This is a genomic window from Limimaricola cinnabarinus (assembly GCF_002723615.1).
GTDB classification, from domain to species: domain Bacteria; phylum Pseudomonadota; class Alphaproteobacteria; order Rhodobacterales; family Rhodobacteraceae; genus Limimaricola; species Limimaricola cinnabarinus_B.
In genome coordinates, this window is record NZ_KZ304959.1 from 88,851 (window position 1) to 102,656 (window position 13,806).

General features: G+C 69.4%; 14 protein-coding genes. 10 read left to right on the forward strand and 4 right to left on the reverse strand.

Going from position 1 to position 13,806, the window contains the following annotated elements; all coding sequences use genetic code 11:
* Positions 1-7: 7 nt before the first annotated feature.
* On the reverse strand, positions 8-709 hold the full coding sequence (locus CJ301_RS10625; RefSeq protein WP_099277142.1) for a GntR family transcriptional regulator: 702 nt from the start codon (positions 707-709) through the stop codon (positions 8-10).
* A 90-nt stretch (positions 710-799) separates the two neighbouring features.
* Here CJ301_RS10625 and CJ301_RS10630 point away from each other — a divergent pair, with 90 nt between their 5' ends.
* The 7 genes from CJ301_RS10630 (at position 800) to CJ301_RS10660 (ending at position 7,492) form a co-directional block, all read left to right on the forward strand.
* Entirely contained in the window at positions 800-1,954 is a 1,155-nt protein-coding gene (locus CJ301_RS10630) for an LLM class flavin-dependent oxidoreductase (RefSeq protein WP_099277144.1), read from the forward strand.
* A complete protein-coding gene (locus CJ301_RS10635) occupies positions 1,954-2,844 on the forward strand; it encodes an aldo/keto reductase (protein WP_099277146.1) in 891 nt (296 codons plus the stop codon). Before CJ301_RS10630 ends, CJ301_RS10635 begins: the two co-directional genes overlap by 1 nt.
* Positions 2,841-3,350 (forward strand): flavin reductase family protein, encoded by a 510-nt coding sequence (locus tag CJ301_RS10640; protein ID WP_099277148.1) that lies wholly within the window; start codon positions 2,841-2,843, stop codon positions 3,348-3,350. The genes CJ301_RS10635 and CJ301_RS10640 overlap by 4 nt, the downstream gene beginning before the upstream one ends.
* A gap of 56 nt (positions 3,351-3,406) precedes the next feature.
* On the forward strand, positions 3,407-3,997 hold the full coding sequence (locus CJ301_RS10645; RefSeq protein ID WP_099277150.1) for a TRAP transporter small permease: 591 nt from the start codon (positions 3,407-3,409) through the stop codon (positions 3,995-3,997).
* Positions 3,997-5,286, forward strand: a complete 1,290-nt coding sequence (locus CJ301_RS10650) for a TRAP transporter large permease (protein WP_099277152.1) — start codon at positions 3,997-3,999, stop codon at positions 5,284-5,286. The genes CJ301_RS10645 and CJ301_RS10650 overlap by 1 nt, the downstream gene beginning before the upstream one ends.
* Positions 5,287-5,318: 32 nt before the next feature.
* A complete protein-coding gene (locus CJ301_RS10655) occupies positions 5,319-6,377 on the forward strand; it encodes a TRAP transporter substrate-binding protein (RefSeq protein WP_099277154.1) in 1,059 nt (352 codons plus the stop codon).
* Positions 6,378-6,481: 104 nt separating this feature from the next.
* Positions 6,482-7,492 (forward strand): YeiH family protein, encoded by a 1,011-nt coding sequence (locus CJ301_RS10660; RefSeq protein WP_254050126.1) that lies wholly within the window; start codon positions 6,482-6,484, stop codon positions 7,490-7,492.
* Between the two features lie 3 nt (positions 7,493-7,495).
* Here CJ301_RS10660 and CJ301_RS10665 read toward each other — a convergent pair whose 3' ends face one another.
* Genes CJ301_RS10665 through CJ301_RS10675 form a run of 3 tightly spaced genes read right to left on the reverse strand, consistent with a single transcriptional unit; the run spans position 7,496 to position 10,597 of the window.
* Positions 7,496-8,572, reverse strand: coding sequence for an ABC transporter substrate-binding protein (locus tag CJ301_RS10665; protein ID WP_099277156.1), 1,077 nt, complete (start codon positions 8,570-8,572; stop codon positions 7,496-7,498).
* Complete coding sequence (locus tag CJ301_RS10670; RefSeq protein WP_099277158.1) at positions 8,569-9,933, reverse strand: sensor histidine kinase; 1,365 nt, start codon at positions 9,931-9,933, stop codon at positions 8,569-8,571. Before CJ301_RS10670 ends, CJ301_RS10665 begins: the two co-directional genes overlap by 4 nt.
* A complete protein-coding gene (locus CJ301_RS10675) occupies positions 9,926-10,597 on the reverse strand; it encodes a response regulator (RefSeq protein ID WP_099277160.1) in 672 nt (223 codons plus the stop codon). Before CJ301_RS10675 ends, CJ301_RS10670 begins: the two co-directional genes overlap by 8 nt.
* 154 nt (positions 10,598-10,751) lie before the next feature.
* On the opposite strand from CJ301_RS10675, the gene CJ301_RS10680 reads away from it, so the two are divergent.
* From CJ301_RS10680 to CJ301_RS10690, 3 genes are all read left to right on the forward strand, one after another.
* A complete protein-coding gene (locus CJ301_RS10680) occupies positions 10,752-11,741 on the forward strand; it encodes a Bug family tripartite tricarboxylate transporter substrate binding protein (RefSeq protein ID WP_099277162.1) in 990 nt (329 codons plus the stop codon).
* A gap of 67 nt (positions 11,742-11,808) precedes the next feature.
* Positions 11,809-12,240 carry a tripartite tricarboxylate transporter TctB family protein gene (locus tag CJ301_RS10685; protein ID WP_099277164.1) on the forward strand — a complete coding sequence of 144 codons (432 nt, stop codon included), beginning with the start codon at positions 11,809-11,811 and terminating at the stop codon, positions 12,238-12,240.
* An 11-nt stretch (positions 12,241-12,251) separates the two neighbouring features.
* On the forward strand, positions 12,252-13,793 hold the full coding sequence (locus CJ301_RS10690; protein WP_099277166.1) for a tripartite tricarboxylate transporter permease: 1,542 nt from the start codon (positions 12,252-12,254) through the stop codon (positions 13,791-13,793).
* Positions 13,794-13,806 lie beyond the last annotated feature (13 nt).

The following is a 13,806-nucleotide window of genomic DNA, read 5'->3' on the forward strand; positions in this document are numbered from 1 at the left end:
ACCTCCCTCAGATCAGGCGCTGCACGTAATGGGCGCGCGCCGTGTCGAACCATGTGCGCGAGAACTCGACCGGCGCGGGGCCCTGCGCCCAGCTCAGCCGCTCGATATATCCGGTGACGGTGCCGGGGGGCAGCGTGAAGGCCGCGGGCGCCCAGTCGGGCACCTCCCCGATGGTGACCCGGTCCTCGGCGCGGGTGATCCAGAAGCCGAGATGGGTCTTGTAATAGAGATAGAGCGAATCCCCGAGCCGGGCCGGGTCGATCCCGCCCGCCGCCCCGTCGAGCCAGATCTCCTCGACCGCGATGATGGTGTCGTTGAGCCGGCGCAGGCGGCGGATGCGCGTGGCCTCCGCCCCGTCGCCGAAGGCGGGAAGATCGGCGGGCTTGCCGAGACGGGCGATGTCGAGCACCTCTGCGCGCGGCAGGCCGCCGCCCTCGGGCAGCTCCAGCCGGAACATCGAATAGACGCTCTCGGCCTGCGCGTTGCGGCGCACGTAATTGCCCGAGCCCTGCACCCGCTCCAGCATGCCCTTTTGCGACAGCTCGGCCAGCGCCTTTCTGAGCGTGCGCACCGAGGTGCCGAGACGGGCCGCGTATTCGCGCTCGGGCGGCAACCGCTCGCCCTCGACCAGCCGCCCCGAGGCGATCTCGCGCATCAGGAGTTCGCTGATCTGCTGGTGCAGCGGCAGGGCGGCGGGGGTGTCGGGCATGAAACTCGCGATCAAAATTGATGCACCATTGATTTGCATTTGCCCGGCTGCTAGGCAAGTGGAAATCGTGAAACCCGGAGGAGCCACCGCATGACCGTCGTCCCCATCACCTCGCCCGATCTCGACGCGGTCGAGGTGTCGTGGTTCGCAGCGCTCTGCTCGGATGACTTCCGGCTTCTGGGCAAGCCCGAGGGCGATCTGCGCTCCTCATGGGCGCATTGCTCGGAGATCGTGAAGACCGCCGAGGCACAGGGGTTTCGCAACATCCTGTGCCCCTCCTCCTACCAGGTCGGGCAGGACACGCTAAGCTTCGTCGCGGGCTGCGCGCCGATCACCTCCAAGATCAACATGCTGGCCGCGATCCGCTGCGGCGAGATGCAGCCGATCATGCTCGCGCGCACGGTCGCCACGCTCGATCACATGCTGGAGGGGCGGCTGACGCTCAATGTCATCTCCTCGGATTTTCCGGGCGAGAAGGCCGAGAGCGCCTATCGCTACCAGCGCTCGCGCGAGGTGGTGGAGATCCTCAAGCAGGCCTGGACCCGCGACGAGATCAACTACAAGGGCGAGGTCTATGATTTCGAGGGCCTGACCACCGACCCGGCCAAGCCCTACCAGGAGGGCGGGCCGCTCCTTTATTTCGGCGGCTATTCCCCCGCCGCGCTGGAGCTGTGCGGCCAGCATTGCGACGTCTACCTGATGTGGCCGGAAAAGAAGGAGGACCTCGCCGGGCGGATGCGCGCCGTGCATTCGGTGGCCGAGAAATACGACCGCACGCTCGATTACGGCCTGCGGGTCCATGTCATTACCCGCGACACCGAGGCCGAGGCGCGCGAATACGCAGCGCATCTCGTCTCCGAGCTCGATGACGAGGAGGGCCGCGCGATCCGCGAGCGGGCGCTCGACGCCACCTCGCTGGGCGTCTCGCACCAGGCGCGCAACCGCGAATTGGCGGACATGGAGGGCTTCATCGAGCCCAACCTCTGGACCGGCGTGGGCCGGGCGCGCTCGGGCTGCGGCGCGGCGCTGGTCGGATCGACCGATCAGGTGTTCTCCAAGCTGGAAGAATACCGGAAGATGGGCATGCGGGCCTTCATCCTGTCGGGATACCCGCATATCGAGGAGGCCGAGCATTTCGGCGCCCGCGTGCTGCCGATGATGAAAACCTGTTCGCTGCCCGAAGCTTATGGCCGGGTGCCGAGCCAGACACCGAAGACGCCGCTGGGCGCAGGAGACCGCCGCTGATGAACCGTATCGAGATTTCGAAGGATGTCGCGCTGAGCCGCCTCGTCTATGGCATGTGGCGCATCGCCGACGATGCAGACACGAGCGCGGCGCATGTCCGCGCCAAGATCGACGCCTGCCTCGAACAGGGCATCACCACGATGGATCAGGCCGACATCTATGGCGGCTACGGCGCCGAGGCGGTGCTGGGGGCCGCGCTCAAGGAGGACCCCGGCCTGCGCGACCGGATCGAGATCGTCAGCAAATGCGGCATCGTCGCCCCGATGGGCCGCCATGCCGACAAGCGGATCAAGCATTACGACACCTCGCGCCCCTATATCGAGCAGGCGGTCGAAACCTCCCTGCGCGACATGGGCACCGAGCATCTCGACCTGCTCTTGATTCACCGCCCCGACCCGATGATGGATCACCGCGAGACCGGCGCCGCGCTCGACGCGCTGGTGGCCTCCGGCAAGGTGCGCGCCGTCGGCGTGTCGAATTTCCGCCCCTGGGACGTGGAATTGCTGGAATCGGCGATGGAGACGCCGCTCTCGACCAACCAGATCGAGATCTCGCTCAAGGAACTCGCGCCCTTCACCAATGGCGATCTGGCCTATCACCAGCGTCGGAACATCCCGCTGATGGCGTGGTCGCCGCTGGGCGGCGGCGATCTGATGACCGGGCAGGGGCCGGTGGCCGAACGGCTCGACGCCATCGCCAAGGCGCAGGGCGTCGACCGCGCCGCCGTCGCCGTGGCCTTCCTGCTGGCGCATCCGGCGGGCATCCTGCCGGTGCTGGGCACCAACAATGTCGAGCGGATCGCGAAGATCTCCGACGCGCTCGAGGTCGAGCTCGACCGGCAGGACTGGTTCGCGCTCTACGAGGCCGGGCTGGGCACGGAAGTGCCATGAGCGGGGCGGCCGAAACCACCGGCTTCGTGCCGGACGCGGAGAACACGCGGCTTTTGCGCGACGCCTTCGGCCGCTTCACCACCGGCGTCACCATCGTCACGGTGGCGGGCGAGGACGGCCCCGTGGCGATCACCGCCAACAGCTTTTCGAGCCTGTCGCTCGACCCGCCCCTGGTGCTGTGGTCGCCCGACAAGGGCTCGCGCCGCTTCGGGCATTTCGCCCATGCGACCAATTACGTGATCCACGTGCTGGCCGCGGATCAGGCCGATCTGTGCTTCGGCGTCAGCAAGGATGCGTGGACGCTGGGCGCGCATGATCTGGAGTTGAACGCGGCGGGCGTGCCGGTCATTCCCGGCGCGCTGGCGCGGTTCGACTGCACACGCGAGGCCACGCATGAGGGCGGCGACCACGTGATCGTGGTCGGCCGGGTGGACCGCTGCGAGCTGCGCGACGGCGCGCCGCTCGTCTTCTACGCGGGCAAGACGGTGCGCCTCGCGCAGGACTGATGCAAGAGGCCGCAATCCGGGGGAGGAGCGGCCACCCGAGAGGGAAGGGGAGAGGAATGGGAGGAGTTCTGGCCGTGCTGGGGCCGCTGGGGCGGCTCAACGCGGCGCTCTGCACCGCGGGCCGCGCGATCGGCGTGGTGGCCATCGCCGTCATGGTGGCGGTGACGCTGCTTCAGGTGGTCATGCGCTACGTGTTCAACAACGCGCTGCCCTGGCCCGATGAAGCCGCGCGCTTCTGCATGCTGTGGATGACCGGGCTGATGGCGCCCACCGCGCTGCGCCATGGCGGCTTCGTCGCCATCGACAGCCTGATCGCGGCGCTGCCGGTGCGGCTCTCCTCGGCGCTGACGCTGATCCTTTTGTCGATCGCCATGCTGGTGCTGGTGATGGGGCTCAGCATCGGCTGGTCCGAGGTCAACGGCCTCGGCGGGCGGTTCGACACCGCCTCGCTCTATTTGCCGACCTCGCTCTCCTTCGACAGCTGGTACCGCATCCCGCGCAGCTGGATGATGCTGTCGCTCGTCGTGGGCTTCGCCATGCTGATCCTCGTCAATCTCGAACTGATGATCCGCGCCTTCATGGGGCTTCTGGGGGCCGCCGACCGGCTGCCCATGGTCCGCAACCCCGAGCTGGGGAGCGCCGAATAATGCTGGTCCTGTTCCTTCCGGTCTTCCTGTTCTTCCTGATGGTCGGCCTGCCGGTCTTCTTCGGCCTCTTGTTCGCGCCCGGCATCCTCTTGTGGCTCAACGGGCAGGAGCGCGACATCACGCTCCTCTACCGCAACCTCTACAACGGCATGGACAGCTTTCCGCTGATGGCGATCCCGTTCTTCATGCTCGCGGGCGAGCTGATGAACCGCGGCGGCATCACGCTGCGGCTGGTGGAGTTCTCACAGGCGCTCATGGGCCATTTCCGCGGCGGGCTGGCGCATGTGAATATCCTCTCCTCGATGCTCTTCGCGGGGCTGTCGGGCTCGGCGGTGGCCGACACCTCGGCGCTGGGCTCGATGCTCATTCCGGCGATGGAAAAGCAGGGCTACACCCGCCGCTTCGCCGCCGCGATCACCGCCGCCTCATCGGTCATCGGCCCGATCATCCCGCCCTCGGGCATCATGATCATCTATGCCTATGTCATGGGCGAAAGCGTCGCGGCGCTGTTTCTCGCGGGCATCGTGCCGGGCATCCTCGTGGGCACCGGGCTGATGGTGCTCGTCAAGCTCATGGCCGACCGCTACGATTTTCCCGTCGCCTCGCGCCGCCATACATGGGGCGAGCGCGGGCAGGCCTCGCTCAAGGCCTTCTTTCCGCTGCTGACGCCCGTCATCATCCTCGGCGGCATCCTGTCGGGGGTCTTCACCCCGACCGAGGCGGCGGCCGTCGCCGTGGCCTATGCGCTGATCATCGGGCTCTTCGTTCTGCGCACGCTGAAATTCTCCGAGCTGGGCGACGTGCTCTCCAAGGCGGGGATCACCTCCGCCGTGGTGCTGCTGCTCGTCGGTGCGGCGATGTCGTTCAAGACGGTGGTCTCGCTCTCCCACGCGCCAGAGCTTCTGGCCGAGTTCATCCTGACGCTGACCGAGAACCCGCTGCTCTTGCTGTTCCTGATCAACCTGCTGCTGTTCGCGGTGGGCATGTTCCTCGATGCGGGCCCGGCGATCATCATCCTCGGCCCGATCCTCGGCCCGGTCTTCACCTCTCTGGGCGTCGACTCGGTGCATTTCGCGATCATCATGTGCGTGAACCTGACCGTGGGCCTGGCGACGCCGCCGATGGGGCTGGTGCTCTTCGTCGCGGCCTCGGTCTCGAACGAGAAGGTCGAGACGATCTCACGGGCGATCCTGCCCTTCCTCGCGGTCGAGATCTTCGTGATCATGCTGATCACCTTCATCCCCGAGATTTCCATGACGATCCCGCGCCTGACGGGCTTCGCCGACTGAACGACAAGAAGATGAGCAACAGGGAGGACACCATGCTCACGAACACCTTCAAGGCCGCCGGTCTGGCCGCGCTCATGGCCGGCACCGCGCTGCCCGCCATGGCGCAGGACTACACGCTGCGCGCCACCGCCAACTCCAACGAGAACGACGAGGATTACGACGGCCTGCAGGTCTTCAAGAGCCATGTCGAGGCGGCATCCAACGGCGCCATCGAGGTCGAGATCTTCATGGGCACGCAGCTGTGCTCGAACGGCGCGGAATGCCTGCAGGGCGTGGCCGACGGCTCGATCGACATCTACATCTCGACCTCGGGCGGGGCCTCGGGCCTGTTTCCCTACGTGCAGGTGCTCGACCTGCCTTACGTGATGGCCGATGACCGCGTCGCCGAAGCCGTGCTTTCGGGCGATTTCACCCGCACCATGCGCGACATGGCGCTCGAGGATTCGGGCGACAGCATCCGCCTGATGACCATCGGCAACACCGGCGGCTGGCGCAACTTCGCCAACACCCAGCGCCGCGTCGCCCAGCCTTCGGACATCGAGGGGCTGAAGATCCGCACCGTGGTCGCCGACCTGCCGCAGGAGCTGGTGCGCGCGCTGGGCGCCTCGCCGACCCCGATCCCCTGGCCCGAGCTCTTCACCTCGCTGCAGACCGGCGTGGTCGAGGGCTCCAAGAACGGCATCACCGACATCATGTCGATGAAGTTCCCCGATGCGGGCCTGCAATACGTCACCCTCGACGGCCACGCCTATATGGGCGCGCTGTGGTGGATGTCGAACCAGACCTTCCAGGAGCTGCCCGACGACCTCAAGCGCGTGGTGGTCGACGGCTTCTACCAGCTGCAGCAGGCGACCTTCGCTTCGCCGAAGCGCAAGTCGATCCAGGCCTATGAGGAGTTCGTGGCTGGTGGCGGCGATCTCTACGTGCCGAGCCCGGACGAGAAGGCCGCCTTCGCCGAGGCGGCGCAGCCGGTCTATGACTGGTTCACCGCCAATGTCGAAGGCGGGCAGGAGATCTACGACGCGCTGACCTCCGCCGTCTCCGAGGCCGAGAGCGAGCTCGAGGCCGCCCGCGCCGCCGACATGGAGTGATCGCGCCCTGACGACCGCCGGGGGGCGGTGCGCCGCCCCCCGGTCCCACCCCCCGATCCCGGCCCCTGCGGGGGCCGTTTTCATGCCCCCGGAGAGACCGCCCCGTGCAGACCGCCCCAGCCCTGTCCCGCTACACCGACACCACGCGCCGCCTGTTTCCGGGCTTTGCCCTCGCGGCGCTGGTGGCGATGGCGGCGCAGTTTTTGTCGGAGCATTACGGTGCGCCCGCCATGCTGATGGCGATCCTCTTGGGCATCGCGCTGGCCTTTCTCTCCGAAGAGCCGCGCTCGGCCCCCGGCATCGCCTTTTCCTCGCGCACGCTGCTGCGGATCGGCGTGGCGCTTCTGGGCGTGCGGATCAGCACCGGCATGGTGCAGGAGCTGGGGCTGGGGCTCTTCGCGCTCATCATCGGCGGCGTCTTCGCCACCATCGGCGCTTCGCTGGCCGTCGCGCTGGCCACGGGGCGCGACCGGCTCTTCGCTTTCCTGTCGGGCGGCGCGGTGGCGATCTGCGGCGCCTCGGCGGCGATGGCGATCTCGAGCGTGCTGCCCAAGCGCGATGAGGGCGAGCGCGACCTGATCTTCACCGTGGTCTCTGTCACCATGCTCTCGACGCTGGCTATGATCGCCTATCCGATCCTCGCCGCCATGCTGGGCTTCGACGCGCGCCAGACCGGCGTGTTCCTCGGCGGCACGATCCACGACGTGGCGCAGGTGGTGGGCGCGGGCTATTCGGTCTCCGAGGAGACGGGCGATCTCGCCACGCTGGTCAAGCTGATCCGGGTCACCATGCTGGCGCCGATCGTGCTGGGCGCGGCGCTGGTGATGCGCCGCGGCGCGCCCGAAGGGGGCAAGCGGCCGCCGCTGGTGCCGGGTTTCGTGCTGGGCTTTCTCGCGCTGGCCGCGCTCAACTCGCTGCACCTGCTGCCCGGCTGGGCGATCGAGGCGGCGAGCGCAATCTCGCGCTGGGCGTTGCTGACCGCGATCGCGGCGGTGGGGATGAAGACCTCTCTCAGGCAGCTTCTCGATGTCGGCGGGCGCGCCATCGCGCTGCTGACGGCGCAGACCGCCTTCCTGGCGCTGTTTCTCGGGCTCGGCGTGGCGCTGATCGGCTGAGGCTCAGGGCGCCTTGGGGGGCGGTGCGGGAAAGGCGTCGCGCCAGCGCGCGCCGAACAGGGCGCGCTTGTGCGCATCGAGCGCGATCAGGAGCGCGGGCGTCAGCGCGATCGGGCGCTGCAACGTCTCGACCGCGCCGCCAAGCTCCAGCGCCGCGCCGTCCTCGCCCTCCAGCCGCACGACCAGCCCCGCCGCCTCCAGCGCCGCGCGGCCCTGTGGCGAGAGCAGGAAATCGACGAATTGGGCCGCCGCGCGCGGCTGGCCCGCCGCCGCCGGGATCATCGCGGCGCGCGACAGCACCAGCGTGTAATCGCGCGGCGCGATGACGCCGAGCCGCGTGTCGTGCCGCGCCCGCACCAGCGCGTAGGAGCCCAGCACGTTGTAGGCCACGAGGTAGCGCCCCTCGGCCACGCCGTCGATGATCTCGGCCGAGCAGCAGGTCGCGATGGCGCCGGAGCGCCCGAAGCTTTCCATCAACCCGCCGAAGGTCGTGGCCTCCATCGAATCCGCGAAGGCGAAGAGAAAGCCGAGCCCCGAGCGCTCTATGTCATAGGTCGCGACGCGGCCGCGAAACGGGCTCTCGGTCGGGCGCAGCAGGTCGAGCAGGTCGAAGCGCGAATGCGGCACCTGCGCGGCAGCCACGAGATCGCGGTTGTAGACCATCACCGCAGGCTCTCGGGTGACGCCCCACAGCTCGTCGCGCCAGATCAGCGCATCGGGCAAGGCGGCGGTGAGCGCCGAGCGATAGGGCCGCGCGCAGCCTTCGTTGACGAGATCCACCATCTGGTGCACCGCCGAGGAGATCACCAGATCCGCGCCCGCGCGCCCGGCGGCGCAATCGGCCGATTGCAGACCGTAGAGCGCGTTCGAGCCCCATTGCTCATAGGCGATGCGCAGCCCGGGGCGGCGGGCGAGAAAAGCCTCGATCACCGGGCCCAGCACCGAGATGTCGGTGGTCGAGCGCAGGCGCAGAAGCCCGGTCGCGGCCTCGGGGCCGAAAGCGCGGGTCAGCTCCTGCGCCCGGGCGGGGGCGACGAGCAGCAAGAGCGCCGTGAGCGCGATGAACGCCGCGCGGATCATGCGCCGAGCCGCGGCAGCACCAGCGCCGCCTCGAAGCCGTCCGCCGCACCGCCGGGGCCGAGCCGCAGCGCGCCGCCATGGCTCTGGGCCACCTCGCGCGCGATGGCGAGGCCGAGCCCCGCGCCGCCCGGCGCGTGAGCGGCAAAGCGCGCGCCCATGCCGTCGAGGATCGCCGCCGAGGGGCCGGGGCCGGAATCGCGGGCAAACAGCCGCGCCGCGCCACCCTCGGCCGCGATGCCGAGCCGGATCGGCGGCGCGCCATGCGCCAGCGCGTTGGCGGCGAGGTTCTTGCCGGCCTCCACCAGCGACAGCGCATCGCCGCGCACCACCACCGGGGCGGGCGGCAGGTCGAGCCGGATCGCCGCCCCGCCGGGCATGTCCTCGAGCGCCTCGTAGATCTCGAGCGCCACGTCGCGCAGATCGACGGCGGCGCGCGGCGCGGTGTCGGTGCGGTGGATGATCATGGCGCGGTCGAGCATCCGGTCGAGCAGGCGCGACAGCCCGACGCTGCGCTCGTGGATGCGGCCCAGCAGCCGGGCGCGGCGCGCGGGGTCTTCCTCCTCCTGCGCGTCCTGCGCCTGCGCGCGGATCGCGGCGACGGGGGTGCGCAGCTGGTGCGCCGCGTCGCCGATCAGGTTGCGGCTGGCCGAAGCCTGCCGGTCGAGCCGCCCCATGAAGCCGTTGAGCGCGCCCAGCACCGGGGCGATCTCGGCGGGCATCGGCAGGGTAATCGGCGTGAGATCGGTCGGATCGCGCCGCGCCAGCGCCCGGCCCAGCCGGTGCAGCGGGCGCAGCGCCGAGCGGGTGGCGAGCCATGCGAACAGCCCGATCGCGATCCCGGCGGCGGCCAGCACCGCCAGCGCGCCGCCCGCGATGTCGCGCGCCAGCGCATGGCGCGCGCGCAGGGTCTGCCCGACCACGACCTGCACCGGCCCCGAAAAGCTGCGCTCGGCAAAGCGGCGGGTCAGCGCGACGTAGCGCCCCGGCTCTGCGCCCAGCGCGCCGTCGTAGAACACCGGCCCCGCGCCGTCGCGCCGCGGCGGGGTGGGGGCCGCGTCGGAGCCGGTCAGCGTCGCGCCGTCCGGGCCGGTGACGCGGTAGCGGATGCGGTCCTCTGGCGCCAGCGCCAGCATCTGGAAGGCCGAGGCCGGCATGTCGACCACCGCCGCGCCGTCGCGGATGGTGATCGCGGCGGCGATGTCGCGCGCCGCCCCCAGGAGCAGCCGGTCATAGGCCTCGCGCGCGGCCTGCCCGCCGTAAGCCAGCGCCACCCAGAGCACCACGATCCCGCCCAGAAGCAGCACCGCCCCCACGGCGAGCGCCACGCGCGACTTGAGCGACCACGAGCGCGTCTCAGCCATCGAGATCGAGCCTGTAGCCAAGCCCGCGATGCGTCTCGATCACGACGCCCGAGCCGCTGAGTTTCTTGCGCAGCCGGGCAACGTAAAGCTCGATCGTGTTGGTGCCGACATCGGCGTTCTCGAAGCCGAACAGCCCGTCGAACAGCCGCTCCTTGGGCATGATCCGGCCGCGATTGGCGATGAGCAGATTGAGCAGCGCCAGCTCGCGCCGGGTCGCGGTGACCGCCGCGCCGCCGACCCGCAGGCTCTGCGCGCCGGCGTCGAAATCGAGGCTGCCCAGCCGCACCCGGTTCTCGGCGCGGCCCGCCTCGCGGCGGGTGAGCGCGCGCAGCCGCGCCTCCAGCTCGCGCAGGTCGAAGGGTTTGACGAGATAGTCGTCGGCGCCCTCGTCGAGCGCGCCGACCCGGTCCTCGACCGAAAACTGCGCGGTGAGCACCAGAACGGGGGTGAGATCGCCCGCGCGGCGGCGTTCGCGCAGGAAATCGCGGCCCGAGCCGTCCGGCAGGTTGAGGTCGAGCACGATGGCGGCATAGCCGGTGATGTCGGCGCAGGCGCGCGCATCCGCCAGCGTCGGCGCGATGTCGCAGGCAAAGCCCGCGCGGCCCAGGCTGGCGCTCGCGGCCTCGGCGACATCCGTGGTGTCTTCGACGATCAATATCCGCATCCAACCCTCCGGCGGCCCAGCATAGGGGCAGGGCGGCGCGGAAAGAAGCCCGCCCGGCGCGGATGACAGCTTCATGACAGCTTGGCGCGCCACAAGGACGGGCGAGGCCGCCCGGGGGGAGTTCCGGCCGGCCCTGACCCTTGGGAGGACAGACATGACCATCACGTTCCGCCGCGGCCTGATCGCCGCCGCTCTTCTGGGCACCGCGCCCGCCGCGCTCATGGCGCAGGGCTTCACGCCCGAGAACCCCGAATGCATCGCCCCCGCCAACCCGGGCGGCGGCTGGGACTTCACCTGCCGCCAGGCGGGCAAGACCATGCAGGATCTCGACCTGATCCCCTCGACCATGCAGGTGGTGAACCTCGCCGGCGGCGGCGGCGGCGTGGCCTTTGCCGAGGTCGTCAACAAGCGCGCCGACGACAACGACCTGATCGTCGCGGCCTCCTCGGCCACCGCGACCCGCCTCGCGCAGAACGCCTATCCGGGCAACTCGATGGATCAGGTGCGCTGGCTCGGCGCGCTGGGCGCGGATTACGGCGTCATCGCGGTCGCCGCCGACAGCGAGGTGCAGGACCTGCCCGCGCTGATGGAGATGATCAAGGAAGACCCGACCTCGGTCTCGATCGGCGGCGGCTCGGCCGTGGGCGGCTGGGATCATCTCAAGGTGCTGATCGCGGCGCAGGAGGCGGGCGTCGAGGATGTGCGCAAGGTCAAGTACATCGCCTTCGACGGCGGCGGCGAGGCGGTGACCCAGCTCCTGGGCGGATCGCTGCAGGCCTTCACCGGCGACCTGTCGGAATCGACCGGCTTCGTGGATTCGGGCGACATCCGCGTGCTGGCGGTGCTGGCGCCCGAGCGGCTCGAGGGCGAGTTCTCGGACATCCCGACCGCCAAGGAGCAGGGCATCGACGCGGTCGGCGCCAACTGGCGCGGCTTCTACGGCCCGGGCGAGATGTCGGACGAGGCCTATGACTACTGGGTCTCGGCGATCGAGCAGCTCTATGACAGCGAGGAGTGGAAGGCCGTGATGGAGCAGAACGGCCTCGCGCCGCTCGACCTGCAGGGCGATGAGTTCGAGAGCTTCGTCTCCGAGTCCGTCTCCAGCATCACCGACCTGTCCAAAGAGATCGGCATCATCCAGTAACCGGCCCCGCGCGGCCGGGCGGGGCGCGCGCCATGCGCGCCCCGTCATCACATGGAAGGAGGGTCGCATGAGCGATCGCATCTTCGGCGGCATCGGCCTGATGCTCGCGGCGCTCTACGCCTTCGCCGCCACCACCATTCCCGACAGCTTCATGTCCGACGCGGTCGGCCCGCGCGCCTTTCCCTATGGCATCGCCACGGTGATGGCGCTGTCGTCGCTGTGGTTTCTGTTCAAGCCCGACCCCGAGCCCGAATGGCCCCGCATGGGCCGTCTGGCCGAGATCGGCCTCGCCGCTCTGGTGATGCTCGCCTATGCGCAGCTTCTGCCGGTGCTGGGCTTCGTCATCGCCACGGCCTTCGCCAGCGCCTACCTGACATGGCGGCTCGGCTCGACCCTCGTGCAAAGCGCGATCATCGGCGTCTCCACCGCGCTCGGGATCTACGTCATCTTCCATCTCGTCCTCGGGCTCAGCCTCGCCCGCGGCCCCTTGGGCTTCTGAAGGAGCGCGCCATGGACACACTCGCATCCCTTGCCGACGGCTTTGCCGTCGCGCTGACATGGCAGAACATCGCGCTGGCGCTGATGGGCTGCTTTCTCGGCACCATCATGGGCGCGCTGCCGGGGCTCGGCCCCTCGAACGGCGTCGCCATCCTGATCCCGCTGGCCTTCACGCTGGGGCTCGGGGCCACGCCCTCTCTGATCCTGCTCACCAGCGTCTATTACGGCGCGATGTATGGCGGGCGGATCTCGTCGATCCTGTTGAACATCCCCGGCGACGAACCCGCCATGATGACCTGTCTCGACGGCCACCCGATGGCCCGGCAGGGCCGGGCGGGCGAGGCGCTGGCGCTGTCGGGCGTGGCGAGCTTCGTGGGCGCCTTCTTCGCGACATGGGGCCTCGTCTTCCTCGCGCCGCAGCTGGTCAAGGTGGCGCTGCTGTTCGGCCCGGCAGAGTATTTCGCGCTCTTCGCGCTGGCCTTCATGACGCTGGGCGGCGTGTCCTCGACCAACCAGGCGAAATCGGCCTTCGCGGCCGCATTGGGCCTCGGCCTCGCCATGGTCGGCGTCGACACCCAGACCGGCGTGCCGCGCTTCACCTTCGGCGAGGTGCATCTCTATGACGGGATCGATTTCCTCGTCGCCATCGTCGGGCTCTTCGCGCTGTCGGAGGTGTTCATCTTCCTCGAACATCGCGGCACCGACAAGGACGCCTCGACCGCGCCCCGGCTCGATATCGGCCGGATCACCCCCTCTCTCGCCATGCTGAAGAAATGCACGCCGACGATGATGCGCACGACCGTTCTGGGCTTCATCGCGGGCGTGCTGCCGGGGGCGGGCGCCTCGCTCGGCTCCTTCATCAGCTACTCGATGGAAAAGAAGCTGGTCGACAAGGACAATACCTTCGGCACCGGCGATCCGCGCGGTGTCGCGGCGCCCGAGGCGGGCAACAACGCCGCCGCGGGCGGGGCGCTGGTGCCGATGCTGGCGCTGGGCGTGCCGGGCTCGGGCACGACGGCGGTGCTGCTGGCGGTGCTCTTGTCGCTCAACATCACGCCGGGGCCGCTTCTCTTCACCCAGAACCCCGACGTGGTCTGGGGCCTGATCGCGGCGCTGTTCATCGGCAACATCATGCTTCTGGCGATGAACATCCCCATGGTCGGTCTCTTCGTGCGGGTGCTGATGGTGCCGCCGCGGATCCTGATGCCTGTGGTGGCGATGGTCTCCTTCGTCGGCATCTACGGCATCTCGGGCTCCAGCTTCGACCTGATGGTGATGATCGCCTTCGGCGTGGCGGGCTGGGTGCTCAGGAAGCTCGACGTGCCGCTGGTGCCGGTGATCCTCGGCACGCTTCTGGGCAACGCGATGGAGGTCAACATGCGCCGCGCCGTGACCATCGCCGATGGCGATTACTCGGTGCTGATCGGCTCCTGGCTGACGCTGGGGCTCTGGGCCGTGGCGATCATCGGCTTCGTGCTGCCGATCTTCGTGGGCGGCGTGGTCAAGGCGCGGATGCGCGGCGCCGCCGAGCGCGAGGCCTCGATCACCGACTGAGCCGGGGCAGCCC

Coding starts and splice junctions, on each gene's coding strand:
- CJ301_RS10625 (WP_099277142.1), bottom strand. CDS start 709: ATGCCCGACACCCCCGCCGCCCTGCCGCTGCACCAGCAGATCAGCGAA.
- CJ301_RS10630 (WP_099277144.1), top strand. CDS start 800: ATGACCGTCGTCCCCATCACCTCGCCCGATCTCGACGCGGTCGAGGTG.
- CJ301_RS10635 (WP_099277146.1), top strand. CDS start 1,954: ATGAACCGTATCGAGATTTCGAAGGATGTCGCGCTGAGCCGCCTCGTC.
- CJ301_RS10640 (WP_099277148.1), top strand. CDS start 2,841: ATGAGCGGGGCGGCCGAAACCACCGGCTTCGTGCCGGACGCGGAGAAC.
- CJ301_RS10645 (WP_099277150.1), top strand. CDS start 3,407: ATGGGAGGAGTTCTGGCCGTGCTGGGGCCGCTGGGGCGGCTCAACGCG.
- CJ301_RS10650 (WP_099277152.1), top strand. CDS start 3,997: ATGCTGGTCCTGTTCCTTCCGGTCTTCCTGTTCTTCCTGATGGTCGGC.
- CJ301_RS10655 (WP_099277154.1), top strand. CDS start 5,319: ATGCTCACGAACACCTTCAAGGCCGCCGGTCTGGCCGCGCTCATGGCC.
- CJ301_RS10665 (WP_099277156.1), bottom strand. CDS start 8,572: ATGATCCGCGCGGCGTTCATCGCGCTCACGGCGCTCTTGCTGCTCGTC.
- CJ301_RS10670 (WP_099277158.1), bottom strand. CDS start 9,933: ATGGCTGAGACGCGCTCGTGGTCGCTCAAGTCGCGCGTGGCGCTCGCC.
- CJ301_RS10675 (WP_099277160.1), bottom strand. CDS start 10,597: ATGCGGATATTGATCGTCGAAGACACCACGGATGTCGCCGAGGCCGCG.
- CJ301_RS10680 (WP_099277162.1), top strand. CDS start 10,752: ATGACCATCACGTTCCGCCGCGGCCTGATCGCCGCCGCTCTTCTGGGC.
- CJ301_RS10685 (WP_099277164.1), top strand. CDS start 11,809: ATGAGCGATCGCATCTTCGGCGGCATCGGCCTGATGCTCGCGGCGCTC.
- CJ301_RS10690 (WP_099277166.1), top strand. CDS start 12,252: ATGGACACACTCGCATCCCTTGCCGACGGCTTTGCCGTCGCGCTGACA.